We start from the raw sequence: 23344 nt of genomic DNA on the forward strand, positions 1-23344 counted from the left end.
GCCAGACACTCACGAACGTGACGGCACTCACAGTGCACGAAGTGGCGGGCACCCGCCGGATCGAAGGAGTTCGCATGACCCAGGCGCCAGGGAAGAGAACCACACGTCCAGGGGCGGTCCTCGGGCTCACCGCGGCTCTGTCCCTCTCCGTCGCCGCGTGCGGCGGGAACCTGTCCGGCGGCGCGGCGGGGGGCGAGTTCCCGAGCGGGCCGATCACGATCGCCGTCGGGCAGGACCCGGGCGGGAGCACCGACCTGATCGCCCGCGCCCTGGCCGAGGGCCTCACGGACGACCTCGGCGTCGCCGCCCCCGTGGTCAACACCCCCGGCGCCAACGGCGCCCTGGCGGCCAACGAGGTCGCGGGCCAGGAGCCGAACGGGCAGAACCTGCTGCTCGTCAACGCCTCCCTGACCGCGATCACCCCCCTCGCGGTCTCCGAGGACGAGGCCGTCGCCATCGACGACTTCGAGGTGGTCGCCGGGATCTCCCGCGACGACTACGTGCTGGTCTCGTCCCCCGCCTCCGGCCTGGAGACGCTCGCGGACCTGGAGGACGCCGGGGACGACCTCAAGTTCGGCACCACCGGGGTGGGCACGGGCAGTCAGCTCGCCCAGGAGCTCCTCTTCAACCAGGCCGGGATCTCCGGCACCGCCGTCCCCTTCAACAGCGGCGCGCCCACGCTCACCGCCGTCCTCGGCGACCAGGTGGACGTCGCCGCGATCCAGCTCGGCGAGGCGATCGGGCAGATCGAGGCCGGTGAGCTGAACGCCCTCCTCACCTTCTCCGCGGAGCGCAACGAGTTCCTGGAGGACACCCCCACCGCCGTCGAGGAGGGGTACGAGGTCGAGGTGGCCCAGTACCGCGCGCTCGTCGCCCCCTCCGGTACCCCCGACGACGTCCTGGAGCGCCTGCGCGAGGCGTGCGAGGCCGCGTTCGCCACCGAGCAGTACCGGGCCTTCAACGAGGACAACCTGCTCACCGCCCACGAGATCCCCGGCGACCAGGTGGTCGAGGAGTGGACGTCCTCCCTGGAGTCGTACCGGTCCATGACGGAGGAGTACGGCATCGACCTCGGCGGTTCGCAGTGATCACCTCGCGGGGCGGGAGCCCGGAGGCCGGCGCGGGCGCTGAGGGGACCGCCGCCGTGCCGGGGGCGCCGGAGGGGTCCGGCCGCGGCGCCGGGGCCTCCGGCGCGACGGAGGCCCCCGACGGACGGCGGGGCCCGGACGGGGCGGAGACCGGTGAACCGTCCGGGCCCGGTCCCGGCGAACCGGAGACGGCCGAGGAGCCCGCACCGCCCCCCGCGGGACCCGTGACCAACATCGTGGTCGCCCTCGTGGTCGTCGCCCTCGGCGCCGCCGGGCTGGCCGGCTCGTGGTCGCTCGGCCTGGGCGAGGCGTCGGCCCCCTCCGCCGGCATGTGGCCGTTCCTGGTCAGCGCGGCGATCACCTGCCTCGGCGCCGCCCTGGTGTTCCAGGCGCGGCGGACCCGGGACGCCGAGAGGTTCTCCTCGTCCAGCTGGGCGGTCCTGGCCGGCCTGGCCACCATGGCGGCCTTCGCCTCCCTCGTCGGGGTGATCGGCTTCGAGATCCCGGCCGCGGTGCTGGCCTTCGTGTGGCTGCGGTTCATCGGCGGCGAGTCCTGGCGCCTGTCCGTCCTGACCAGCCTCGGCATCGTGGTCGCCTTCTACCTGCTCTTCGTCGCTGTCCTGGCAGTGCCGATCCCCCATCTCTTCTAGGAGCGACGATGGATTTCCTGACCCCCGTGATCGACGGGTTCGGCGTCGTCCTCGAACCGGCCAACCTGCTCTACTGCCTGCTCGGCGTCGTGGTCGGGATGCTGGTCGGCGTGCTCCCCGGACTCGGCCCGGCGGCGACCATCGCGATCCTGCTGCCCCTCACCTTCGGGGTGGAGCCGGTGACCGCGATCATCATGCTCGCGGGCATCTTCTACGGGGCCCAGTACGGCGGCACCATCACCTCCGTCCTGCTCCGGCTCCCCGGCGAGGCCTCCTCCGTGGTGACCGTCTTCGACGGCCACGCCCTGGCGCTCAAGGGCAGGGCGGGGACCGCGCTCGGCATCGCGGCGATCGGGTCCTTCGTGGGCGGCACGGTGTCGATCGTGGCCCTGTCGCTGCTCGCGCCCGTGGTCGCGGGTTTCGCCCTGGACTTCGGTCCCCCGGAGTACACGGCGCTGGCCCTGCTGGGCATCCTGCTGGTCGCCACGGTCAGCAACGGCGGGCGCGTGAAGGCGATCGTCGCCGCGTGCCTCGGCCTCCTCCTGGCCACGGTCGGACGCGACATGTTCACGGGCGCGGAGCGGTTCACCTTCGAGTCCCTCTCCCTGGCGGACGGGCTCGACTTCGTCCCGATCGCGATGGGCGTCTTCGGCCTCGGCGAGATCCTCTACAACCTGGAGGAGCGGAGGAAGGGCGCGGTCGCCCCGGCCAGGGTGGCCAACGCGTGGCCCTCCCGCGCCGACCTGCGCCAGTCGTCCGGGGCGATCGGCCGCGGCTCCGTGCTCGGCTTCTTCCTCGGCATCCTCCCCGGCGGCGGCGCCACGCTGTCGTCCCTCGCGGCGTACGCGCTGGAGAAGCGCCGGTCCAAGACGCCCGAGCGCTTCGGCCACGGAGCGGTCGAGGGCGTGGCCGCGCCGGAGTCGGCGAACAACGCGGCCGCGACCTCCTCCTTCATCCCGCTGCTCACGCTCGGGATCCCCGCCAACGCCACGATGGCGATGATCTTCGGCGCGCTCATGATCCAGGGCGTGACCCCCGGGCCGCAGCTGGTCTCCGAGGACCCCGACCTGTTCTGGGGCGTGGTGAACTCGATGTACATCGGGAACATCCTGCTGCTGATCATGAGCATCCCGCTGGTGGGGCTGTTCGTGAAGATCCTGCGGGTCCGGGGGAGCATCCTCGCCCCGATCACCGTGCTGATCACGCTGGTGGGCGTCTACACGGTCCGCAACAGCGTCTTCGACATCGCCCTCGTGGTGGTGTTCGGCCTGGTCGGCTACCTGATGAAGAAGTTCGGCTTCGAGCCCGGCCCGCTGGTGCTCGCGTTCGTCCTCGGGTCCCTGCTGGAGACCTCGCTGCGCCGCTCGCTCCTCGTCTTCGACGGGGACCCGACCGGGTTCCTCACCCGGCCGATCTCCGGCACGCTGTTCCTGCTGCTGGCCGTCGTGGTCCTCCTCCCGCTCGCGCAGAAGCTGTTCAGGGCGCGGCGCGGGACCGCCCGGGCGGAGCGGGAGAAGGCGGACGCCTGACCCGCCCGCCCGGGCGGGCGGGTCAGGCCGCGGGCACGGTGTCGACCACGGCGTCGGGGCACTCCGCGGCGGTCGTCGCGAGCACGTCCGCCTCGGCCTGGTCGACGCTGAGCGACCAGCGCGTCTTCACGGTGGTCCACTCGGTGACGTACCTGCACAGGGCGGCCTCCGACGGGGGCAGCCACTGGGCCGGGTCCTTGTCGGCCTTGGCGCGGTTCTCCCCCGCGGTGACCGCGACCAGGGCGACCTCCTCGTCGAGGTCGTTGGCGTAGGCGCGGCGCCGCTCGGTGGTCCACTCCGAGGCCCCGGAGTCCCAGGCCTCGGCGAGGGGCACCATGTGGTCGATGTCGAGCCCCCGCGCCTCGGTGTGGACGCGGTCGTCGTAGTAGCTCTGCCACTCGCCCCCGGTGAGGCGGCACCGCTCGTCGGCCTCGGGGGCGGTGGTGGCCTCGGCGATCAGGACCTCCATACGGGTGTTGCAGCCGTCGCGGTCCTGGTCGGTCCAGTGCGGGAACAGGGAGCGGTCGTAGCCCTCCCGGCTCTCGCCGGCGACGGGCAGCGCCGCGACGGCGTCGGCGAGGGGGACGGGCGCGGCCGCGTGGGCGGTGGCGGGGGAGAGGGTGAGGGCGAGGACGGCGAGGCCGAGGGCGCCGGCGGTTGCGGTGAGAGCTGACGGGCGCAAGGGAATCCTTCACATCGGTTGCTGTGTGTGAAGGGTCTGCGCCGTACGGTGCCCGTGGAAACGCGGCCGCCCGTCACGGGCCCCGGGGCCGGGTGCAGACCGGGGGAAGCCGGGGCAAGGCCCCCGGCGGGCGCGGTGTATCGGTCATGCACGCGGTGTGAGCAGCGCGGGTCCGATACCCGGGCGTCCGGGGCGGGCGCCGGGCGGAGGGGGGATCCCGCCGCGGCGGTCCCGGCTGGAGGGGCGCGGCGGTCAGGCTCCGCCGGGCACGAGCTCGCCGACGAGGGCCTCGACGCGCCTCCTGATCTCGTCGCGGATGGGGCGGACGGCCTCCACGCCCCGGCCTGCGGGGTCGGGCAGGTCCCAGTCCAGGTAGCGCTTGCCGGGGAAGAACGGGCAGGCGTCGCCGCATCCCATCGTGACGCACACGTCGGAGGCCTCGACGGCCTCGGGGGTGAGGACCCGGGGGCGTTGGCCGGTGATGTCGACGCCGACCTCGGCCATGGCCTCGACGACGGCGGGGTTGAGCGAGTCGGCGGGGGCGGAGCCCGCCGAGCGGACCTCGATCCGGCCCCCGGACAGGTGGCGGAGCCAGGCCGCGGCCATCTGGGAGCGTCCGGCGTTGTGCACGCAGACGAACAGGACCGACGGCTTGTCGTGGTCGCCCATGGTGATGGCCCCTGTCGGGTTCCGGGTGCGGTGGCACGTGTGCTCGGGAGCTGACGGTGCGATAGTATCAGCATGTGCTGATATCAGTGAATGCTGACTCGATGAGAGTGCTCTCCGACCCCCTGCGCCTGAGGATCGTGACCCTGCTGGCCCGCGAGACCCTGTGCACGACCCACCTCGTGGAGGAGACCGGGGCCCGGCAGACCAACCTGTCCAACCACCTGCGGATCCTGCGCGAGGCGGGGGTGGTGGAGACCGAGCCCTGCGGCCGGTTCACCTACTACCGGCTCCGCCCCGAGGCCCTGGAGACCCTCTCCGAGGGGCTGGCCGGACTGGCCGCCACGGCCCGTTCCTCCGGCGCGGCCGGGAACCGGAGGCCGTGCTGATGACCCCGACCGACAAGACGGCCGGCGGCACGGACGGGTCCGTCGCCGCCGGGCTCTCGGTCCTGGACCGGTTCCTGGCGGTGTGGATCCTGCTCGCCATGGCTGTCGGCCTGGGCCTGGGCCGCCTGGTCCCCGGGCTGAACGGGGCCCTGGCGGCGATGGAGGTCGGCGGGATCTCGCTGCCCATCGCCCTGGGCCTGCTCGTCATGATGTACCCGGTGCTGGCCAAGGTCCGCTACGACCGGCTGGACACCGTCACCCGCGACACCCGGCTGCTCGTGTCCTCCCTGGTGGTCAACTGGGTCGTGGGCCCCGCGGTGATGTTCGCCCTGGCCTGGATCTTCCTGGCCGACCTGCCCGAGTACCGCACCGGCCTGATCATCGTCGGCCTGGCCCGCTGTATCGCCATGGTCGTCATCTGGAACGACCTGGCCTGCGGCGACCGCGAGGCCGCCGCCGTCCTGGTGGCGCTCAACTCCGTCTTCCAGGTGCTCGTGTTCGGCGTGCTCGGCTGGTTCTACCTCGACCTGCTCCCCGGGTGGCTGGGCCTGGACACCGACGGGCTGGACGTCGGTCCCTGGCCGATCGCCCTCAACGTGGTCGTCTTCCTCGGTATCCCCCTGGCGGCGGGGTTCCTGACCCGCCTGCTCGGGGAGAGGAGGATGGGGCGGGAGCGCTACGAGTCGGCGTTCCTGCCCCGGATCGGCCCCTGGGCCCTGTACGGGCTGCTGTTCACCATCGTGCTGCTCTTCGCCCTGCAAGGGGACAGGATCACCGGCCGGCCGCTGGACGTGGTGCGCATCGCCGTTCCGCTGCTGGCCTACTTCGCCCTCATGTGGTTCGGCAGTTTCGCCTTCGGCAAGGCGATCGGCCTGGACTACGACCGCACCGCCACGCTGGCCTTCACCGCGGCGGGCAACAACTTCGAGCTGGCCATCGCGGTGGCGATCGCGACCTTCGGCGTCACCTCGGGCCAGGCCCTGGCCGGAGTGGTGGGCCCCCTCATCGAGGTACCCGTGCTCATCGCCCTGGTCTACGTCTCCCTGGCCTGGCGGCGGAGGTTCGCCCCCGGTCGGAGGTAGGAGGGCCGCCGGGGGAGGACCGGGCGGCGGGGACGGGCACGGTGGGACGGAGCACGGAGGGGACGGGATGGACGCGCGTGACCACAGGTTCGACGCGGTGGTGGTCGGCGGAGGCCAGGCCGGGCTCGCCGCGGGGTACTACCTGAGGAGGGCGGGGGCCGACTTCGTCGTCCTGGACGCCGGGAGGCGGCCGGGCGGGTCCTGGAACGAGTACTGGGGGTCGCTGCGGCTGTTCTCCCCGGCTGAGCACAGCATGCTGCCCGGCTGGTGGATGCCGCGGGAGGAGGGGCGGGAGTACCCCTCGGCCGGGCACGTCGCCCGGTACCTGTCCGCGTACGAGCGGCGCTACGGGCTTCCGGTGCGCCGCCCGGTGACCGTCACGGGCGTGGAGCGCGAACCCGGCGGACTCGCGGTCCGCGCCGGTACGCGGACCTGGCACGCCCGGCACGTCGTCAGCGCGACCGGGACGTGGAGGGCCCCGTACATCCCCTCCGTCCCGGGCCGCGAGGACTTCGGGGGCGTCCAGGCGCACACCGCGGACTACCGGGGCCCCGGCGCGTTCGCGGGGCGGCGGGTGGTGGTCGTCGGCGGCGGCAACTCGGCCGCGCAGATCCTCGCCGAACTCTCCGAGGTCGCCACGACCACGTGGACGACCTCCCGGCCGCCGCGGTTCCTGCCCGACGACGTGGACGGCCGGGCGCTGTTCGCCATCGCCACCCGGCGCCAGAGGGCCGTTCGCGACGGCTCGGGGGCCGGGGCCCCCGGCCCCGGGGACCTCGGCGACATCGTCGCCGTGCCGGGCGTGCGCGAGGCCCGCGCCCGAGGCGCCCTCGAGGCGGAGCCGATGTTCGACCGGGTCACCGCCACGGGCGTGGCCTGGGCCGACGGCACGGTCCTGGACTGCGACGCGATCCTGTGGTGCACCGGCTTCCGTCCGGTACTCGACCACCTCGCCCCGCTCGTGCCGTCGGCCGGCGAGGGGCGGATCGCCCTGGACGGGACCCGCTCCGCGGACGAGCCGCGCCTGACCCTCCTGGGGTACGGCGACTGGACCGGGGCGGCCTCGGCCACCCTCATCGGCGCGGGCCGCACCGCCAAGGAGGCCGTCGCCGGGATCGTCGCCGACCTGGAGGCCGGGGAGCGCTAGGGCCGGGCCGCGGAGGCGCGGCCTACGCCTCGGCGACCTCGGGGAGCGCCGAGGTCAGCAGGTCGATCGCGCGGCGGGGGTCCGGGAACCCCTGGCCGAACGCGTACGCCACAGTGAACCCGGCCTCCCGCAGGTCCAGCAGCTGTCCGACCAGGGCGCCCCGGGTCGTGTTCGGCGTGAAGGGGAACGTGGCGGTCTTCTCGATCGTGTCGTAGTCGCGGCCCACCGCGTCGCAGTGGCCCCTGAGGACGTCGAGCTTGTGCCGGGCCTCGGGGCCGCCGAAGAGGTTGCAGGCGTCCGCGTACTGCGCGACCAGCCGCAGGGTCTTGCGCTCGCCCGTGCCGCCGACCATCAGGTACGGGTGCGGGACGGAGAGGTTCTGCGGCGAGTTCAGGGTGCGGGCCAGCTGGTAGTGCTCGCTCTGGTAGGCGCCGTCGCCGTCGCCCCACATCTGGAGGCAGATCTGGAGGGTCTCCTCCAGGCGTGTGAACCGCTCGGCCGTCGGCGGGAACGGGATGCCGAGCCCGCGCGCCTCGTCCTCGTACCAGGCGGCGCCGATGCCCAGCCCGGCCCGGCCGCCGGAGAGCACGTCCAGGGTGCTGACCTGCTTGGCCAGGACGCCGGGATGCCGGTACACGGCCGCCGTGACCAGGGTGTGCAGCAGCACCCGCTCGGTGTTCGCGGCCAGGAACCCGAGGGTGGTGTAGGCCTCCAGCATGTCGTTCTCGCGGGGGCCGGTGGCGTCGCCCATCTGCCACAGGTGGTCCATCACGGTGATGCGGGCGATCCCCGCCGCCTCGGCGTGGCGGGCCGTCTCGGCGAGCGTGCGGCCCAGTGCGGGGGCCCCGCCGGCCCAGGTGAAGTCGGCTATGTGCAGACCGAGTTCCATGTGTCCTCCTCGACGCGGGCCCGGCGGTGTCCGGGCCCGTGCCCAGTGTGTGCCCGCGGCCCCGGCCGGGCCGGGGTGTGACACGGCCGGGACGCGTGCCGCCCGGCTTCCGTCACCGCCGGTGCGACAGGAGCCCCTCGTCGGCGCGGCCGTCGGCGACGGGCACGGCGGCCAGGACCGGGGCGGGGATGTGGAACCCCGCGACCAGGACCTCCGTGCGCGGCGCGAGGGCGCCGACGAGGTCCTCCGCGAGGTCGGGCAGCCCGGTGACCTGACCGGCCGAGAGGTACCCCTCCGCGAGCAGGTCGCCGGTGTGCGGGGACAGCCGTTCCAGGGCGAAGAGCCGGAACAGGTCCGTGAGCACGGGAGAGGCGGGGCCCTCCACGGCGGCCGCCAGGAGTTCCCGGGCCGCGAGCCGCTGCGCGTGCGCGTCGACGGCCCGCAGGGCGTGGGGCGCCGCCGCGTTCCAGCGTTTCAGGGGGTCGCCCGCGGCTGCCCGCCGCAGCCGCAGGCGCGCGCGGGAGAGGTGGACGTACTCCACGGCGGTGAGCAGGTCGAGGAGGAACACGGGGTCGGAGAGGTCGCGGCCCGCGGGTGCGGCGGGGGGAGGCGTGAGCGGGTGGTCGAGCAGCATCTGCGCGCCGGCCTTGACCCACACGGCGACGTTGTCGCCCTCCGCGGTGACGATCCCCTCGATATCGGTGCGCAGGTCGGCGAGGCGGTTGGCGCGGAACAGGCCGCGGGCCCCGGTGCGCTCGCGGCACTCCGTCACCACCTCCCGGGCCCTCCAGGTGGTCCAGCCCTTGGTGACCGCGGCGAGGCGTTCGGCGTGCTCCGCGCCCTCCCGGTGGGCCCTGCACGTCGCCCGGTGGAGCAGGGTCATGGCGTAGGCGGTCGCGACGGCCCCGACGAGCGGACCGTGGTGGCTGCGCATCGCGAACACCGGGATCCGCCTCCCGCCGTGCGGTGCGGTGACCTCGCGGGCCAGGCCGTGGGCGACGGCGATCGCGACGGCGGCCCTGGTGGCGCCGACCGCCGCCGCGCTCATGCACAGCTTGCCGACGGTGACCCGGTCGATGGCGCGCAGGAACCTCCCCCGCCGGTTGCCCAGGGTGCTGGTGAACACGTCGCCGTCGAAGCGCCCGTGCTCGCCGGAGAGCATGGCGGCGGCGGGGAGGACGACGCCGTCGAACGAGGTCAGACAGTGGTCGACGGGGCTGCCGGACTTGTCGTCCAGGGGCTCGACGGTGACGCCGGGCAGCGGGCCGGACGCCCCGGTCAGGGGGGCGAGGAACAGGAACACCCCGAGGTCCTGCCCGCGGTCGACCAGGCGCGCGGCCACCACCCCGGACTTGGGGCCGCCCGCCGCGCCGGTGTTGGGCATGAACTTGCGGGCCCCGGGCGCGGGGGTGTCCAGGACGAATCCGCCGGTGTCCGGGTCGCGGGTGGCGGTGGTGCGGAGCGAGGCGGCGTCGTTCCCGTGGTCGAGCTCGGTGCACAGGAACGTGCCGATCCGGTGCATGTCCCCGAACCCGTCCAGCGCCTCGTGCCCGTGGTCGAGAAGGCTGCCGAGGAAGAGGTTGTAGTGGATGCCCGCCACGGTGGTCAGACCGCCGTCCACGAAGGACGCCCACTCGTGCAGGGAGGCCAGGCGGTCCGGGCAGGCGGCGAGGTCGCGGGCCGAGCCCAGGGTGTCGTTGAGCAGGCGGAGGCGTTCGTAGGAGAGCGCGGTCCGCTCCTGCGGGCCGAGTCCGGGACGGGGGCCGAACGCGGGTGCGGCCACCAGTGCGCGCCAGGGGGCGTGGATCCTGGCGAACTCCGGGGCCGGGCCGTAGAGGGTGTGCGTGAGCTGCGCGCGCAGCTCCTCGTCCGGGTCGGCGACCGGGGCCGGCCGGACGAGGGGCTCGGGGGAGGCGAGGGGGAGGACGCCGTCATGTTTCATGACTATTAGTATCCAAGCATATTCATAAGGTGATGGCGGGATGGTGGTGTCGGCGACCGTGACCTGCGTCACCGGATGCGGGGACGGTGGAACGGTGCGGGGTCGGCTCCCGGTCATGGCGGGGGCGGCCGTGCTCCGGACGGGGCTCCCCGGGAGGAGGAGGCGGAGGTCTCCGGGATCGCGGAGCCCGCCGGGTCGGCCCGGCCCGGCGGGCGGGGCCGGTCGCGGCGGCGTCCCGGTTCACGGCCTCCGGTGCGCCCCCGATAGGGTGTGCGCCGTGCCTGCGCCGGCACCGGACAGTGGGGAGGAAACCGGGTGAGGATCTCCTCCGTCGTCTCCTTCGCGGTCTTCGTGCTCGTGTTCATGGTGTCCCGGGAGGCCACCCGCCGCGCCCTCGAGGAGTGGGTCGCGCTGGAGGGCGTCGTCCTCTGGGGCGCCTCCTTCGCCGCCTCGCTGGCACTCGCCGCCCTCGCCTCCGGCGCCGTTCTCCACGTCGCCCGCCTCCTCGGGCGGGACTGAGCCCCGGCTCCGCCGCGCCCCCGGGCACGTCGACGGGTGTCCCGGCGCCCCGCCCCGCCGCCCCGGCCGCCGGGTGCGAAGGCCGGACCGCCCAGGGCGGAGGCGACACTAGGCTGGTGCGCCGAGACGTCGGATGAGCGGAACGGTCGGGGAACACGGGCATGCAGCCGGATCTGGGGACGAAGCTGGGACGCAGGGTGGAGGCCGCCGCGACCGGCGCCGTCGCACGGCGCGGGGCGGTGTCCGTGCTGGACGCGTTCGCCTCCCTGGGATGGGTCACGGACAAGGCCCTCGACACCTGGCGCCAGGGGCGCGCCGACTCCCTCGACGCGCTCGTCCAGGCGCCCGCCGCCCGGCAGCGCGAGGCCGTCGAGCTCCTGCGCGCGTGGGCCGAGCGGCAGCGCATGACGCGGGAGGAGGGCGAGTACCTCGCCGCGTCCCGTGAGCGGCGCGACCTGCGGTTCACGGCCGACGGGGATCCGCACTGGGAAGAGGCCTTCCGTTCCCACTGGATATCGCCCGACGCGACCGGGGCGCAGCGCAAGCGGGAGGAGAAGCGCCGTACCAAGGCCCCCGACCTCGTCGTGCTGGAGTCCGCGGGGCCGTGGGAGTGCGCCTCCTGCGGGGAGCCCGGGACGGACCTGCGGTGCGTGGAGGACGATGCCGCGCACTGCCTGTCCTGCACCGACATGGACCACCTCGTCTTCCTGCCGGCGGGCGACGCCGCGCTCACCCGCCGCGCGAAGAAGGAGAGCGGGCTCTCGGCGGTCGTGATGCGCTGGGTCCCCTCCCGCCGCAAGCACCGGAGGACGGGCCTGCTCGTGGAGGAGCGCGCGCTGGAGAGGGCCGAGACCCTGTGCCTGGCGGACGAGGACGTCCGGGAGCGCCGCCGCGAGCGCGACGCGGTCCGCCGCGCGGCGCAGGACGTGGAGTTCCAGGGGCGCTTCGCCGAGGAGATCGCCCTCAGGTTCCCGGGGTGCCCGGACGGCCGCGCGCTGCGGATCGCGGAGCACGCGGGCACCCGCGGCAGCGGAAGGGTGGGCCGGTCGGCGGCGGGCCGCGCCCTGGACCCCGGGGCGGTGCGCCGCGCGGTCGTGGCGTCGATCCGGCACGAGGACACCGACTACGACGAACTGCTGATGGCCGGCGTCCCCCGCGAGGAGGCGCGCTCCCGCATCGCGGACCGCATCGACCGGGTGCTGGCCGCGTGGGGCCGGGAGGGTGTCCCCCCGGACGCCTGACGGCACGGGGCCCGGCTCCCGCGGTGGATATCCCGTTGCCGGGGACGTCCGCGCAGGTCTAGCGTTTCCACCATGAGAGCTGTGACCGAGAAGGAGATCCGCGGATCGTTCGTCAACTGTTCCAAGGGGGAGGCGACGAGGCTGGCCCTGCCGCGCGACCTCGCGACGCGTCCGTGGGAGGACCTGGACTTCCTCGGCTGGCGTGACCACACCGCGCACGAGCGCGCCTACCTGGTCATCGAACGGGACGAGGGGCTCGTGGGGGTGGCGTTCCGGCTGCCGAGCGTGCGAACGGGGCTGCGCCGCAGCATGTGCTCGGTGTGCCTGACGACGCACCCGGGCCAGGGGGTGACCCTGATGGCCGCGCCCCGGGCGGGGCGGGCCGGGCGGGAGGGGAACACGGTGGGACTGCACATGTGCACGGACTTCGCCTGCTCGCTGTACGTGCGCGGCAAGAAGGCGCCGGAGACCGGCGGCCGGTTCGAGGAGTCCCTCACCGTGGACGAGCAGATCGAGCGGGCCACGACCAACCTGGCGGGTTTCCTGGACCGCGTGACCGCGTGACCGCGTGACCGCGTGACCGAATGACCGAATGACCGGACGGCGGGACCACCGAGTGCGGGGCGGTCGGGGTCCCGCTCCCGGACGGGCGGCCGCCCCGCCGCCCCGCGCCGCCGTCAGTCCACCGGGTTGCGGGGCTCTACCACCGTGTCCGGGCCGGGGTAGATCAACCGCTCCTGGCCGTTCGGGAACCGCACCACGTACGGGGGGCCGTCCTCGGCCCCGCGCACCTCCACGATCTCCCCGGTGTGCTGCCCCTCTGTGCTGGTGACGCCGTGCATGTGCACGTGGTCGCCGACGGACGCCCGCATGTCCTCCCCCGTTCCGGCCGGGTCGGTCCGGCCTCGAACGGGGCCTACCCGCGGTCCCGGCCCCGTGAAACGGGCGGGGCCGGCGCACCCCGGACACCGGGGCCCTCCCGGGCGGCCCGCCGGTCCGGGACCGGTCCCACCGACCGGGGAGACCGACCGGCCAGGTCGTTCAGGGGGCGATGAGTCGGCCGTTGTACCCGGCGCGGACGAGCGCGTCGAAGGCCGCGAGCACGTCCTCCGGCACCGGCTGGGGGATCGAGAAACCGCGCGCCGGGTACTCGATCACCCGCTGCATGTCGCCCACGACCATGTCCACCACCAGCTTCGCGTCGCCGATGTCCGCGATGTACTCGTCGAGCGAGAGGGGGGCGGAGGAGCACACGGGCTCCACGGACGGCCACAGCTTGCGGACGGTCGCGTACGCCCGCCGCTCCATGTACGGCTTGCAGACCACCAGCACGGTCTGCGGGTCCAGCCCGCTCCGGGCGACGAGGTCGCGGGTGAAGGCGATGTTCTCCCCGGTATTGGCGGAGTCCGGCTCCACCAGCACCGCCTCGTCCGGGACGCCCAGCGAGAGCACGTGCTCGCGGTAGTGGACGGCCTCCCCGCGCGGGAACCGGGCGAGGGTCGAGGGGCTGTTGCCCCCGCTCAGGACGAGGACCGGGAACAGGCCCCGGTGGTACAGCCCGGCCGCGTGGGCGGCCACCCCCAGGTTGGTGCTGCCCAGCGCGACGGCGATGTCGGCGGGGCGCGTCCCGTGACCCATGAGGTGGTGCCTCCACAGCAGTTCCGCGTGGCGGCGGTCGGTCTCGCGCATGGGCGCCTCCGGACTCTAGGCACAAGTGAGTAGTCGGGCCCCGACGAACCACAGATGTGGGGAGGGGCCGCCGGTTCCTAGCGTGGTGCACCGAGGTTCCGGAGAGAAGAGGGGGACGCGGTGATCACCGTACGAGACCTGACCAAGCGCTACGGGAGGGGGAAGGCCGTGGACGGGCTGACGTTCACGGCCGAGCCGGGGCGGGTGACCGGGTTCCTGGGCCCCAACGGCGCCGGGAAGTCCACCACGATGCGGGTGCTGCTGGGCCTGGTCCGGCCCACGTCGGGGGAGGCCCTGGTCAACGGGCGGGTCTACGAACGGCTGGCGCGCCCCTCGCGCGAGGTCGGCGCACTGCTGTCCCCGGACGCCGCGCACCCGGGCCGCAGCGCCCGCGCGCACCTCACCGCGAAGGCGGTGGGGGCGGGGATCCCCCGGCGCCGCGTGGACGAGGTCCTGGGGGAGGTCGGGCTGGCGGAGGTCGACCGCAGGAGGGTCGGCGGGTACTCGCTCGGCATGAGGCAGCGGCTGGGCGTCGCCGACGCCCTGCTGGGCGACCCGGGCGTGCTCCTGTTCGACGAACCGGTGAACGGGCTCGACCTGGACGGCGTGCGGTGGATGCGCGACCTGACGCGGGGGCTGGCCGCCGAGGGCCGCACGGTGTTCGTCTCCAGCCACCTGATGAGCGAGATGGAGATGGTCGCCGACCACCTGGTCGTCGTGGGCAGGGGGAGGCTGATCGCGGACGCCCCCCTCGACGACGTGATCGCGGCGTGGTCGCGCAAGCACGTCCTGGTGCACAGTCCGGACGCCGGTCGGCTGCGGGAGCGGTTGGAGAAGGCCGGCCCGGGGGTGCGCGTCGAGGACGTGTCCGGGGACGGCGGGGGCGGGGCGGGGGGCGCGGTCGGCGCGGAACGCCCCGGTGAGGGGGAGGGAACCGGCGGGGAGGCGGTCCCCGGCGCACCGGGCCGGGGACGGGCGGCGGGGGAGCGCGGCGGCCCCGCCGCCGGGCTGCGCGTGTTCGGACTCGGCGCGGAGGAGGTCGGCGACCACGCGCACGCGGCGGGCGCGCGGGTCCACGGCCTGCGGGTCGTGGAGGCGTCGCTGGAACAGGCCTACCTGGAGCTCACGGGGGACGCCGTCGAGTACGGCTCCCGTGCGGCGGGGACCGCGCGGCGGTCCGCCGGGGCCTCCGGCACGGGAAACGGCGCCGGGGCGGCGGGTCCGGCGTCCCCGGTCGGGACCGGTGGGACGGCGGCCTGATGCGGACGGGACGGCGGCGGGACGGAGAGGGCACCGGAGGCGGCGGAATGCGAGGACGGGACGGGATGAGCGGTACGCGCAGGGTCGGACGGGCCGGGCGGGGGAACGGGGCTCCGGGGGAGGAGACCGGCGGAGCGGTCGCCCGCGGAAGGGGGCCGGGGGCCGGGGCGCCCCGGAGCGTCGGCGGGGAGGGGCCGCCCCGGGCCGGCGCCGAACTCCTCCGGGAGACCGGGGCCGAGTGGGTCCGGCAGTCGTCGCTGCGGTCCACCTGGGCGGTGGTCGCGGTGGCGCTGGCGGGCATGGCCGTGTTCGCGGCCCTGATGGGGTACACCGAGCTGACGCGCATCCTGGAGAACCCGGACGAGGCGGACAGCGCCGCGTTCATGCGCCTCACCTCCCAGGGGCACTACTACCTGGTGCAGTTCGCGGTGCTGGTCCTCGCGGCGCTCGCCTCCACCGGTGAGTTCGCCAACCACAGCGTCACGAGCACGCTGCTGTGGCGGCCGAGGCGGGGAGTGGTGCTGGCGGCGCGCACACTGGTGTCCGCGGTCCTGGCCTTCGCGGTGGGGGTGCTCTCGACCCTGGTGGGGGTGACGGTGCTGGCGGGGTTCGTGGCCCCGTACACGGGCGTCGACGTGCCGGAGGCGGCGGTGGCGGCGCTGAGCGCGGGCCTGTGCATGGCACTGTTCGCGGTGCTGTTCACCGGCGTCGGTACGGCCCTGCGGAGCATGCCGGGCACGATCACCCTGGGTTTCCTGGTGCTGCTGGGCCTGCCGATGGTCATGCAGCTGTCCCAGGTGCAGGCGATCAACGACGCCGCGTCGCTGATGCCGGGACTGGCCGGCGTCGAGTTCTACGCGGGGGGCGACGTGGGGTTCTACACGGCGCCCTACGACGGACCGGTGAACATCCTGGCGGTGGTGGGCTGGGCCGTGGCCGCGCAGATCGTGGCCCGCACCGAGCTGCGCGTCCGCGACGTCTAGCGGGCTGATCGGCGGGGCCCGGGGCGCGTGCCCGTGCGCGCCGCCTCCGTTGCGGCGGTCCGCGGCGGAGGCGGCGCCGTCCGCTTCCGTGCGTCCCGCGCCCCGGCGCGTCCTCCCCGCATTGCCGACCAATTCACGAATCAGGGCCCCGGCCGCAGATCATTCCGGGTTCGCGACCGCCCGACCCCTCGCCCGGGGCGGGCGCCGGTCAGGGCTGTTCCACGAACTCCACGGCGGGGAAGTCGGCGGAGGGCCCGTCGAGCAGCGGCACGTCCTCGCCGCGCAGGTGGGCGTCGAAGAACGCCGTGATGTAGGCGCGCTGGGTCCGCACCGACTCCTCGGGGTCGATCGTGCCGATGCCCGCCTCGACCGCCTCGTGCCACGCGTTCGAGTCCGGGCGGTGGACCTCGGCGAGGGCGGGCAGGATCCACTGGTGGTCCGTGTAGCCCATGTGCTCGCCGTCGGCCGTGTACAGCTCCAGGACGGGGGCGGACGAGGCCTGCACGAACCTCTGGAAGGCCTCGTTGTACCCGCTGTTGTGCGGCAGGCGCCGGATACCCGACAGCCCGGCGTCGAGGATCGCGAACGGCCGGTCCGCCCCCTCCAGGGTGGAGTCCGCCCACACCCCGTCGCCCGTGTGGTACGAGAGGGTGCCGTCCAGGTCGACGCCCGCGTCGATCCGGTCGTCCACCAGCATCGTCTCGGCCGTGGTCAGGCCCCCGGCGGAGTGGCCGAACATGCCCAGGGCGTCGGTGCCGAGGGAACCGCCCAGGCCGGCGGGCAGTTCCCGGCCGTCCGCGTCGGGGTTGCGCCCGGCAGCCAGTTCCGCCACCTGGTCCAGGACGAAGCGGGCGTCCGCCGTCCGGACCGCGATGGCCTCCTGGTAGGTCTCCGTCTCCGTGTCCGGGACCCGGGTCCGGATGACGCGCCCGTCCGGCAGGTCGACGGCGGGCGTCTCGTAGGTGTGGTCCATGGACACGACCGCGTAGCCGTGGGAGGCGAGCTCCTCGGCGTTCGAGGTGTTGAGGAACCGGTTCATCCGGAAGCCGGGGGAGAAGAGGACGACGGGGAAGGGGCCCGCGTCAACCGCGGCGTCCGCGTCCAGGAGGGCGTTGGCGCGGGACGACTCCAGGTCCACGGTGTCGCGGTGGAGCCCGACCTGCTCCAGCTCGCTCCGCAGCGTTCCCTGGAGAGACCTGGTCATGTACGGGGCCCGCTCCTCCCCGCCGTCCACGGCCGGGTACCAGACGCTCACCGTGAGGTCCCTGTCGTCGGAGCCCTCCGCCCAGGGGTGGCCGCGGCCGGGGTCGACGAGGTGGAGTTCCGTGCGGCCGACCGGGTGCGGACCGGTGGGCTCGGGAGGGTGGAGGACCACGCTTCCCGGGTTGGTGGCGGCGGTGATGGCGGCGGGGGCGGAGAACGTCGCGGTGAGGACGAGCGCGGCGGACCCGTAGGCGAGCGCGCGCTTCCTCCCGGCGGAGCCAGTGCTGATCATGTGCAGCATCCTCGCCCTCCGGGGCGCCCCCGCACATCGCCTGGACGGCAGCGGGCGGATAGGCACAAAGGGGTAGGCGGGCGGAAGGCCGCGCCTCCCCGGCGGCCGGGTCGGCGGCTCCGGCGGGGCGGACCGCCCGGTGGTCGCGGGAGGGGCGCGGAGCCGCGGAGCAGCAGAGCCCGGCCGGGGCGGCGTCAGCGCCCCCGGAGCAGTCCGGCCTCGTGGGCGAGGACGGCGGCCTGGACCCGGTTGCGGACGCCGAGCCCGGTGAGGATGGCCCCCACGTGCACCTTCACGGTGCCCGGGGCGATGGCGAGGCGGCGGGCGACCTCGTCGTTCGAGCAGCCCTCGCCGACCAGCGCCAGCACCTCGCGCTCGCGCGCGGTGAGCCGGCCCACCCGCTCGCGGGCGGCCGACGCCCGGGACAGGCGGGGGCCGGAGGCGTCGAGTTCGTCGATCACCCGGCGCGCCACCTCCGGCGACAGGTAGGCGCCGCCGTCCGCGACGGCGCGCAGCCCCGCCACCAGCTGCTGGGGGTCCCCGCTCTTGAGGACGAACCCGTCGGCGCCCCCCGCCAGGGCCCGGCCGATGTAGGCGTCCTCGGAGAAGGTGGTGAGGACGACGACCGCCGTCCCCGGGTACTCCGCGACGATCGCCTCCGTCGCCGCCAGGCCGTCCGTGCCGGGCATCTGGACGTCGAGCAGGGCGATGTCGGGCCGGTGCTCCGCCACCAGGGCCACGGCGGCGGCGCCGTCGGCGGCCTCTCCCACGACCTCGATGCCGGGCACCGAGGACAGGATGGCGCGGAGGCCCGCGCGCATCATCGCCTCGTCGTCGGCGAGGACGACGCGCAGCGTCGTGCCCGCGACGCCCGCGTCGCGTCCACCGTCTGTCGCGTTCACCCGGACACCCTACCGGCGGCGCGCCCCCTCACTCGAAGCGCCGGATCTCGTCCTTGGCGACGAGGACGCCGTCCGCGAAGCACAGCCGGTAGACCGGCGGCAGCCCGTTCTCGTGGCGGACCAGGTAGTAGGAGCACACGGAGCCCGGCGGGTCGGGCGGCCGGTCGTCGACCGACTGGCGGGGGTACGCGAAGCGGGGCAGCTCCTGTTCGACCAGGGCCCGGTCGTCGCCGACGGAGATCCGTCCGTACGCCTCCGGCGGCAGGACGCTGTTCGTCCCGACCCACCACAGCAGCGCGAACCCCGCCAGGGCGGCCCCGGCCCCGAGGGCGGCGGGGACGGCCACGGCGGCCACCAGCCGCCGGCGGGCGCGGGCCCGGGCCTCGGCGTGGGCGCGCCGCGTCTGCGACGGCGCGTCCGCCCCGGCCGGGTCCCCCGGCGCGGACACGGCGCCGTCCCCGCCGGAGGGGGCGTCGGGGACGGTCGCCCGCACGGAGAACCCCCGGCCGGGGGCGCCGTCGGCGGGCCCGGTGGCGAGTTCCCCGCCCAACCCCTCCACGAGGGAGCGCAGCCCGGCCAGGCCGGACCCCTCCGGACCCCGGCGGGCCGGGAGGGCCGGCATCGCGCCCGGAGGCCCGGTGTCGAGGACGGACACCCGGGTCAGCCCGCCCTCCCGGACGACCCTCACGGTGATCTCGGACCCCGGCGCGTACTTGGCCGCGTTGGTGAGCGCCTCCTGGACGACCCGGTGCACGGCGGCGCCGCCAGGCGAACCCGGGTCGGGGTCGGTCCCCTCCCGCAGGAGCCGGACCGGCATGCCCGCGTCGGCGGCGCGCCGTACCAGGGCGGACACCGGTTCGGCGGGCGCGTCGCCGTCGCCCTCGCGCAGCACGCCGATGACCTCGCGCAGGCGCAGGTTGGCCTCGTGGGCGGCGGTGCGCAGTTCGGCGGCGGCGTTCCGCCGGTCCGAGCCGTCGGGCGCGGACATCTCCAGGGCCGCGGCGCGCACCGCGATCAGCGCCAGGTCGTGCCCCAGGGAGTCGTGCATCCGCGTCGCGATCCGGGCCCGCTCCCGGAGGCGGGCGCGGTCGGCGTCCGCGGCGCGGGCGCGCTCCATCCGCTCGGCGATGGCCCAGCCGTCCCGCGCCAGGCGTCCGCGCAGCAGCAGGTAGCGGCCGAGGAGCCACGGGGTGACCGTGGTCAGGGCGACGGTCAGCGCCCCGCCCAGCCAGTCCACGGAGCGGGACAGGAAGGTGCGCGTGTCGTACCCGGACAGGAGTCCCGCGGCGGCGAACACGGCCAGGGTGAACACGCACGCCGCCACCACCATCGCGGTCACCGGGCGCACCCGCTCGGAGCGCAGCCCGGCCAGGAACGCCAGCGGCAGCAGCGCCAGCCACGGCGTGAGGACGAAGGTCTCCACCAGGAGCACCCCGGACGCCGTCATCTGGAGGACCGCCGCGCAGAGCATGACGGCCAGGGCGGTCAGCGGGTGCGGACGGGACAGGACGGCGGAGACGGCCAGGGCGAGGACCAGGGCGAGCGCCTCGAACACCGGGGGCCGGTCGCGGGAGTCGAACAGCTCGACGACGGTGAGCGCCCCGAGCAGGGTCCACAGGGCCGCCCCGGCGGCCGGGCGGCCCCACCGGAGCACGGTCTCGCGTGTGCCTTCCCGCATGCGCACAGGCTAGCCGGACGGCGGGGGCCGGGGCCGCCGCGGGCCCTCCCGGCCCGTCCGGGAGGGCGGCGGACCGGGAAGGGGTGTCCGCGGCCCCGCCCGGGCGGCGGTCCCGGCCGCCGTCCTATCCGCAGCCCCCGGCCGTGTCCGTGTCGAGGTCGGTCGGCGGCGGGGACAGGTCGGGGACGGGCACCCGGGCCAGGGACGGAGGGTCGGCGGCCCGCGCCTCCCGCTCCAGCCCGAGCGCGTCGGTGACCGCGTCCAGCCGGTCCAGCCCCCAGAAGCGGTGCCGCCCCACCCGGAAGTAGGGGACCCCGAACACGTCGTCCTGGTACAGGTCGTGGAGCGCCTTCAGGCCCTCCTCGCGCAGGTCCGGGTCGTGGGCGGCCGACGCGGCCGTCTCGCCGTCCAGCCCGACCGACGCGGCCAGGTCCTTGACCAGGGCCGGGTCGCAGACGTTCTCGCCGCGCTCCCACCTGGCCTCGGTGACCGCGCGGTAGAACTCGCGCTCCTTCCCCTCGCGGCGCGCGTACAGCCACGCCAGGTGCGGGACCTCCCACCACGGGTCCACGTCGACCGGCCACGACATCGTGTAGCCGAACGAGGCCGCCAACCGCTTGGTGTCGTAGAGGATGTACAGGTGCTTGGCCTTGCTCATGGGCGTGTACAGGAACTCGCCGCCACCGGCGCGCAGCCGGGCCAGCAGGTCGGCGTCGGGCTCCCAGAACGGCCGGTACTCGACGGTGTCCACCGCCTCGGGGTACAGCTCCTCCAGGCGGCGCAGCGCCATCCACGAGAACGGGCTGCGGAACGCGAAGTACAGTCTCGGCGGCTTCCTCACAGTTCGTCACCCTCCTCGTCGTGCGTCTCCGCGGGAACGGTGCCGTCCGGCAGGCGGTGTCCGCGGACGACGGCCGCCCCCGCGGCGCCGTCGGCCGAGACCGAGGTCAGCACGGACACCCGCCCGTCCAGGCCGGGGTCGGTCCGGTGGTGGGCCAGCAGCGCCGCCAGCTGGAACGGGCCGGAGGCGCTGTTGCACTCGCCGACCAGCCGCTTGACGCGGATGCGGACCGGCCCGTCGCCCAGGGCCGCCCGCACGCCCGCGTCCTCGGCCCCGTCCAGGCCCTCGACGCCGTGCTCGCCCGTGGCCACCCCCCACACCTCGTCGGCGCCCACGCCCGCCAGGCGCAGGGCCCGGACGACGCTCGCCTCCAGGGTGCGGGCGGTGTCGTCGGGCCCGCCGGTGCCGAACGCCGACGCCAGGACCTCCGCCTCCGGGGTCCGACCCCGGGAGCGGACCCGCTCGGCGTCCTCGACGACGAACACGGCGGAGCCCTCGCCCAGCGGCACGTCGTACCCCTCGGTCAGGGCCCGGTGCCCCCACGCCATGTGCGGGCTGAACTCCTCGACGGCGCCGGCGAGGAGCACGTCCGCGTGCCCGCCGCCGATGAGGTGCGCGCCGTAGCGCAGCACGTTGAGCCCGGCCATCTGGCCGCCGGCGACGGTCGCGTTCACCCCGCGCAGCTTGTGCCGGATGGCGCTGCTCCCCGCGGGGCAGTTGATCGTCGCGCCGGGGAACATCACCGGGTTGACCAGGTAGGGCCGCTCCTCGACGAGGGTGTCCCGGCTGAACTCGCTGGTGGTGCGGATGCTGCCCGCCGTCGTGCCCAGCACGAGCCCCGCGCGCCCCGCGGCGTCGCCGTCCACGGCGGCGTCGGTGGACTCCAGCGCCAGCTTGGTCGCCACCAGCGCCAGTGCGGTGCTGCGGTCCAGGTGGCGGGTGCCCTTGCGGCCCAGGTGGTCCGCGGCCCGGAAGTCCGGGATGGCGTGCGCCCGGCCGGTGGGCAGCGGGGCGTCGAACATCCCGCTGACGTCGGCGCCGCCGGTCCGGCCCGTGCGCACCGCCTCGGTGAACCCGGCCGCCCCGGTGCCGATCGGTGACACCGCCGACCAGCCGGTGACGGCCAGGACCGGGGACCCGCCCCGTGTGCTGCTCATGAGACCCTCCCGAAGACGGTGATGGCGTTGTTGCCGCCGAAGGCGAACCCGTTGTTCTGCACGATCCGCACGTCGGCCGGGCGCGCCTCGTTGGGCACCGGGTCGATCCCGCCGAGGGCCGGGTCGTGGTGGGAGAAGTTGGTGGTCGGCGGCAGGAACCCCTCCCGCATGCCGATCAGCGACGCGATGGCGCCGAACGCGCTCGACGCGCCCATGGTGTGCCCCAGCATCGACTTGACGGAGCTGATCGGCGGCGGGGCGCCGCCGAACACGTCCAGGACCGCCGTGGCCTCCGCGAGGTCGTTGGCGGGGGTGCCCGTGCCGTGCGCGCAGATGTAGTCCACGTCCCCCGGCTCGATCCCGGCGTTGGCGTGGGCCCGGCGCATGCACTCGGCGATGCCGACCGGGTCGGGGGACACCATGTGGTCGGCGTCGCAGTTGAGCCCGTAGCCCAGCACCTCGCCGTAGATTTGCGCGCCGCGCGCCAGCGCCCCCTCCAGGCTCTCCAGGACGAGGGCCGCCCCGCCCTCGGCGGTGATGATGCCGGAGCGGTCGCGGTCGAAGGGGGAGCTGACGTCCTCGGCGACCGCGCCCAGCCGGAAGAACCCGGCGTGGGCCCAGCGGAGCACCGAGTCGGCGCCGCCCGCCAGCATGTAGTCGGCCGCGCCGGTGCGGACCAGGTCGTAGGCGTACCCGATGGCGTAGTTGCCCGCCGAGCACGCCGTGGCCAGGGTCATGGCCTCACCGGTCAGGCCCAGCTCCCGGTTGACCGCGTAGGCCAGCCGGGAGGCGGGGACCTGCCGGGGCAGGTGGGGGCTGAGGCTCTCCCAGCCCCCGGCGACCTCCTCCTCGGTGAGCCGCTCGATGATCTGCGACTCCCCGCTGGTGGTGCCCATGACCGAGCCGGCCCCGGCACGCGACAGCTCGTCCGGGTCGAGCCCGGCGTCGGCGACCGCGAGCCGTGCGGCGGCCGCCGCGAACAGGCTGGAGCGGCCCCACTCGGCGGTGTCGAGCCGCTCCACCATCTCCTGCGGCGCGAAGTCGCGCACCTCGCCCGCGTTGCGGTGCGGGAACCCCGAGGCGTCGAAGGAGGTGATGGGGGAGACGCCGGACCGTCCGGCGCGCACGGCGGCGCCGAACGCGGCGGCCCCCGTCCCCACGTTGGACACGGGCCCCAGGCCCGTCACGACGACCCGGCGCATCAGGCGTTCCCCTCCGTGTACCGGGAGACGACGCGGTACACGCCGTCGAGGCTGCCCATGTCGGGCAGCTCGGTCTGGGGGACGGCGATCCGCAGGGTCTTCTCGATGCGGGCCAGGACCTCGATGGCCTGGAGGGAGTCGGCCTCGTGCTCCTCGGAGAACAGGCCGGTCTCGGAGATCTCCTCGGGCTCGACCTCCAGGACGTCGGCGACGATCTCGCGCAGTTCGTCGATGAGGGCGGTGTCGGTGGCGGTCATGGCGTCTCTCCTTGGTGTGGGTGCTGTTCGCGGTGGCCGCGAAACGGTGCGGTGGT

The 23344-nt window shown here is 74.9% G+C and carries 24 protein-coding genes; 11 read left to right on the plus strand and 13 right to left on the minus strand.

Annotation, left to right across the window (positions count from 1 at the left end; translation table 11 throughout):
• The first annotated feature begins 74 nt into the window (after positions 1–74).
• From OUQ99_RS02755 to OUQ99_RS02765, 3 genes are all read left to right on the plus strand, one after another.
• Positions 75–1088, plus strand: coding sequence for a Bug family tripartite tricarboxylate transporter substrate binding protein (locus OUQ99_RS02755; protein WP_267947841.1), 1014 nt, complete (start codon positions 75–77; stop codon positions 1086–1088).
• Between the two features lie 224 nt (positions 1089–1312).
• Positions 1313–1738: a tripartite tricarboxylate transporter TctB family protein gene (locus OUQ99_RS02760; RefSeq protein WP_267947842.1), complete on the plus strand. Its 426-nt coding sequence runs from the start codon at positions 1313–1315 to the stop codon at positions 1736–1738.
• 8 nt (positions 1739–1746) lie between these two features.
• On the plus strand, positions 1747–3267 hold the full coding sequence (locus OUQ99_RS02765; RefSeq protein ID WP_267947843.1) for a tripartite tricarboxylate transporter permease: 1521 nt from the start codon (positions 1747–1749) through the stop codon (positions 3265–3267).
• A gap of 22 nt (positions 3268–3289) precedes the next feature.
• Here the strand turns inward: OUQ99_RS02765 and OUQ99_RS02770 are convergent, their stop codons facing one another.
• Entirely contained in the window at positions 3290–3949 is a 660-nt protein-coding gene (locus OUQ99_RS02770; protein WP_267947844.1) for an HNH endonuclease family protein, read from the minus strand.
• A gap of 252 nt (positions 3950–4201) precedes the next feature.
• Positions 4202–4618 carry an arsenate reductase ArsC gene (locus tag OUQ99_RS02775; RefSeq protein ID WP_267947845.1) on the minus strand — a complete coding sequence of 139 codons (417 nt, stop codon included), beginning with the start codon at positions 4616–4618 and terminating at the stop codon, positions 4202–4204.
• Positions 4619–4719: 101 nt separating this feature from the next.
• Here OUQ99_RS02775 and OUQ99_RS02780 point away from each other — a divergent pair, with 101 nt between their 5' ends.
• The 3 genes from OUQ99_RS02780 (at position 4720) to OUQ99_RS02790 (ending at position 7233) form a co-directional block, all read left to right on the plus strand.
• Entirely contained in the window at positions 4720–5004 is a 285-nt protein-coding gene (locus tag OUQ99_RS02780) for an ArsR/SmtB family transcription factor (protein WP_267947846.1), read from the plus strand.
• Positions 5004–6086, plus strand: a complete 1083-nt coding sequence (arsB, locus tag OUQ99_RS02785; RefSeq protein ID WP_267947847.1) for an ACR3 family arsenite efflux transporter — start codon at positions 5004–5006, stop codon at positions 6084–6086. Before OUQ99_RS02780 ends, arsB begins: the two co-directional genes overlap by 1 nt.
• A 67-nt stretch (positions 6087–6153) precedes the next feature.
• Positions 6154–7233, plus strand: coding sequence for an ArsO family NAD(P)H-dependent flavin-containing monooxygenase (locus tag OUQ99_RS02790; RefSeq protein ID WP_267947848.1), 1080 nt, complete (start codon positions 6154–6156; stop codon positions 7231–7233).
• A gap of 22 nt (positions 7234–7255) precedes the next feature.
• On the opposite strand, the gene OUQ99_RS02795 is transcribed toward OUQ99_RS02790, so the two are convergent.
• Positions 7256–8122: an LLM class F420-dependent oxidoreductase gene (locus OUQ99_RS02795; protein ID WP_267947849.1), complete on the minus strand. Its 867-nt coding sequence runs from the start codon at positions 8120–8122 to the stop codon at positions 7256–7258.
• A gap of 112 nt (positions 8123–8234) precedes the next feature.
• Positions 8235–10064 carry an acyl-CoA dehydrogenase gene (locus OUQ99_RS02800; RefSeq protein ID WP_267947850.1) on the minus strand — a complete coding sequence of 610 codons (1830 nt, stop codon included), beginning with the start codon at positions 10062–10064 and terminating at the stop codon, positions 8235–8237.
• Between the two features lie 315 nt (positions 10065–10379).
• Here OUQ99_RS02800 and OUQ99_RS02805 point away from each other — a divergent pair, with 315 nt between their 5' ends.
• From OUQ99_RS02805 to OUQ99_RS02815, 3 genes are all read left to right on the plus strand, one after another.
• A complete protein-coding gene (locus tag OUQ99_RS02805) occupies positions 10380–10583 on the plus strand; it encodes a hypothetical protein (RefSeq protein ID WP_267947851.1) in 204 nt (67 codons plus the stop codon).
• Between the two features lie 161 nt (positions 10584–10744).
• Positions 10745–11824 carry a DUF2293 domain-containing protein gene (locus OUQ99_RS02810; RefSeq protein WP_267947852.1) on the plus strand — a complete coding sequence of 360 codons (1080 nt, stop codon included), beginning with the start codon at positions 10745–10747 and terminating at the stop codon, positions 11822–11824.
• Between the two features lie 72 nt (positions 11825–11896).
• Positions 11897–12388: an FBP domain-containing protein gene (locus OUQ99_RS02815; protein WP_267947853.1), complete on the plus strand. Its 492-nt coding sequence runs from the start codon at positions 11897–11899 to the stop codon at positions 12386–12388.
• 113 nt (positions 12389–12501) lie between these two features.
• On the opposite strand, the gene OUQ99_RS02820 is transcribed toward OUQ99_RS02815, so the two are convergent.
• Both OUQ99_RS02820 and OUQ99_RS02825 read right to left on the minus strand, forming a co-directional pair.
• Positions 12502–12696 carry a DUF1918 domain-containing protein gene (locus OUQ99_RS02820; RefSeq protein ID WP_267947854.1) on the minus strand — a complete coding sequence of 65 codons (195 nt, stop codon included), beginning with the start codon at positions 12694–12696 and terminating at the stop codon, positions 12502–12504.
• Positions 12697–12865: 169 nt separating this feature from the next.
• On the minus strand, positions 12866–13513 hold the full coding sequence (locus OUQ99_RS02825; protein WP_267947855.1) for a YdcF family protein: 648 nt from the start codon (positions 13511–13513) through the stop codon (positions 12866–12868).
• Between the two features lie 120 nt (positions 13514–13633).
• Between OUQ99_RS02825 and OUQ99_RS02830 the strand changes: the two genes are divergently transcribed.
• A complete protein-coding gene (locus tag OUQ99_RS02830) occupies positions 13634–14773 on the plus strand; it encodes an ATP-binding cassette domain-containing protein (protein WP_267947856.1) in 1140 nt (379 codons plus the stop codon).
• 65 nt (positions 14774–14838) lie between these two features.
• The gene (locus OUQ99_RS02835; protein ID WP_267947857.1) at positions 14839–15756 is read left to right on the plus strand and encodes an ABC transporter permease; all 918 of its coding nucleotides are present in this window, start codon (positions 14839–14841) and stop codon (positions 15754–15756) included.
• A gap of 208 nt (positions 15757–15964) precedes the next feature.
• Here OUQ99_RS02835 and OUQ99_RS02840 read toward each other — a convergent pair whose 3' ends face one another.
• The 7 genes from OUQ99_RS02840 to OUQ99_RS02870 form a co-directional block, all read right to left on the minus strand.
• Positions 15965–17251, minus strand: a complete 1287-nt coding sequence (locus OUQ99_RS02840; RefSeq protein WP_267947858.1) for an alpha/beta hydrolase family protein — start codon at positions 17249–17251, stop codon at positions 15965–15967.
• Between the two features lie 194 nt (positions 17252–17445).
• The gene (locus OUQ99_RS02845) at positions 17446–18153 is read right to left on the minus strand and encodes a response regulator (RefSeq protein ID WP_267947859.1); all 708 of its coding nucleotides are present in this window, start codon (positions 18151–18153) and stop codon (positions 17446–17448) included.
• Between the two features lie 28 nt (positions 18154–18181).
• Positions 18182–19831, minus strand: coding sequence for a sensor histidine kinase (locus OUQ99_RS02850; protein WP_267947860.1), 1650 nt, complete (start codon positions 19829–19831; stop codon positions 18182–18184).
• Between the two features lie 124 nt (positions 19832–19955).
• Positions 19956–20672: a 2-hydroxychromene-2-carboxylate isomerase gene (locus tag OUQ99_RS02855; RefSeq protein ID WP_267947861.1), complete on the minus strand. Its 717-nt coding sequence runs from the start codon at positions 20670–20672 to the stop codon at positions 19956–19958.
• Complete coding sequence (locus OUQ99_RS02860; RefSeq protein ID WP_267947862.1) at positions 20669–21829, minus strand: beta-ketoacyl synthase N-terminal-like domain-containing protein; 1161 nt, start codon at positions 21827–21829, stop codon at positions 20669–20671. The genes OUQ99_RS02855 and OUQ99_RS02860 overlap by 4 nt, the downstream gene beginning before the upstream one ends.
• The gene (locus OUQ99_RS02865; protein WP_267947863.1) at positions 21826–23031 is read right to left on the minus strand and encodes a beta-ketoacyl-[acyl-carrier-protein] synthase family protein; all 1206 of its coding nucleotides are present in this window, start codon (positions 23029–23031) and stop codon (positions 21826–21828) included. Before OUQ99_RS02865 ends, OUQ99_RS02860 begins: the two co-directional genes overlap by 4 nt.
• Positions 23031–23288 carry an acyl carrier protein gene (locus OUQ99_RS02870; protein WP_267947864.1) on the minus strand — a complete coding sequence of 86 codons (258 nt, stop codon included), beginning with the start codon at positions 23286–23288 and terminating at the stop codon, positions 23031–23033. Before OUQ99_RS02870 ends, OUQ99_RS02865 begins: the two co-directional genes overlap by 1 nt.
• Between the last annotated feature and the right edge of the window lie 56 nt (positions 23289–23344).

This window comes from Streptomonospora nanhaiensis (assembly GCF_026642255.1).
Classification (GTDB): domain Bacteria; phylum Actinomycetota; class Actinomycetes; order Streptosporangiales; family Streptosporangiaceae; genus Nocardiopsis; species Nocardiopsis tropica.

What these genes read in the sequence shown, in the direction of transcription:
- OUQ99_RS02755 (WP_267947841.1), top strand. Translation starts at nt 75, where the DNA reads ATGACCCAGGCGCCAGGGAAGAGAACCACACGTCCAGGGGCGGTCCTC.
- OUQ99_RS02780 (WP_267947846.1), top strand. Translation starts at nt 4,720, where the DNA reads ATGAGAGTGCTCTCCGACCCCCTGCGCCTGAGGATCGTGACCCTGCTG.
- OUQ99_RS02815 (WP_267947853.1), top strand. Translation starts at nt 11,897, where the DNA reads ATGAGAGCTGTGACCGAGAAGGAGATCCGCGGATCGTTCGTCAACTGT.
- OUQ99_RS02790 (WP_267947848.1), top strand. Translation starts at nt 6,154, where the DNA reads ATGGACGCGCGTGACCACAGGTTCGACGCGGTGGTGGTCGGCGGAGGC.
- OUQ99_RS02825 (WP_267947855.1), bottom strand. Translation starts at nt 13,513, where the DNA reads ATGCGCGAGACCGACCGCCGCCACGCGGAACTGCTGTGGAGGCACCAC.
- OUQ99_RS02775 (WP_267947845.1), bottom strand. Translation starts at nt 4,618, where the DNA reads ATGGGCGACCACGACAAGCCGTCGGTCCTGTTCGTCTGCGTGCACAAC.
- arsB (WP_267947847.1), top strand. Translation starts at nt 5,004, where the DNA reads ATGACCCCGACCGACAAGACGGCCGGCGGCACGGACGGGTCCGTCGCC.
- OUQ99_RS02870 (WP_267947864.1), bottom strand. Translation starts at nt 23,288, where the DNA reads ATGACCGCCACCGACACCGCCCTCATCGACGAACTGCGCGAGATCGTC.
- OUQ99_RS02860 (WP_267947862.1), bottom strand. Translation starts at nt 21,829, where the DNA reads ATGAGCAGCACACGGGGCGGGTCCCCGGTCCTGGCCGTCACCGGCTGG.
- OUQ99_RS02835 (WP_267947857.1), top strand. Translation starts at nt 14,839, where the DNA reads ATGAGCGGTACGCGCAGGGTCGGACGGGCCGGGCGGGGGAACGGGGCT.
- OUQ99_RS02850 (WP_267947860.1), bottom strand. Translation starts at nt 19,831, where the DNA reads ATGCGGGAAGGCACACGCGAGACCGTGCTCCGGTGGGGCCGCCCGGCC.
- OUQ99_RS02795 (WP_267947849.1), bottom strand. Translation starts at nt 8,122, where the DNA reads ATGGAACTCGGTCTGCACATAGCCGACTTCACCTGGGCCGGCGGGGCC.
- OUQ99_RS02820 (WP_267947854.1), bottom strand. Translation starts at nt 12,696, where the DNA reads ATGCGGGCGTCCGTCGGCGACCACGTGCACATGCACGGCGTCACCAGC.
- OUQ99_RS02765 (WP_267947843.1), top strand. Translation starts at nt 1,747, where the DNA reads ATGGATTTCCTGACCCCCGTGATCGACGGGTTCGGCGTCGTCCTCGAA.
- OUQ99_RS02810 (WP_267947852.1), top strand. Translation starts at nt 10,745, where the DNA reads ATGCAGCCGGATCTGGGGACGAAGCTGGGACGCAGGGTGGAGGCCGCC.
- OUQ99_RS02800 (WP_267947850.1), bottom strand. Translation starts at nt 10,064, where the DNA reads ATGAAACATGACGGCGTCCTCCCCCTCGCCTCCCCCGAGCCCCTCGTC.
- OUQ99_RS02865 (WP_267947863.1), bottom strand. Translation starts at nt 23,031, where the DNA reads ATGCGCCGGGTCGTCGTGACGGGCCTGGGGCCCGTGTCCAACGTGGGG.
- OUQ99_RS02840 (WP_267947858.1), bottom strand. Translation starts at nt 17,251, where the DNA reads ATGATCAGCACTGGCTCCGCCGGGAGGAAGCGCGCGCTCGCCTACGGG.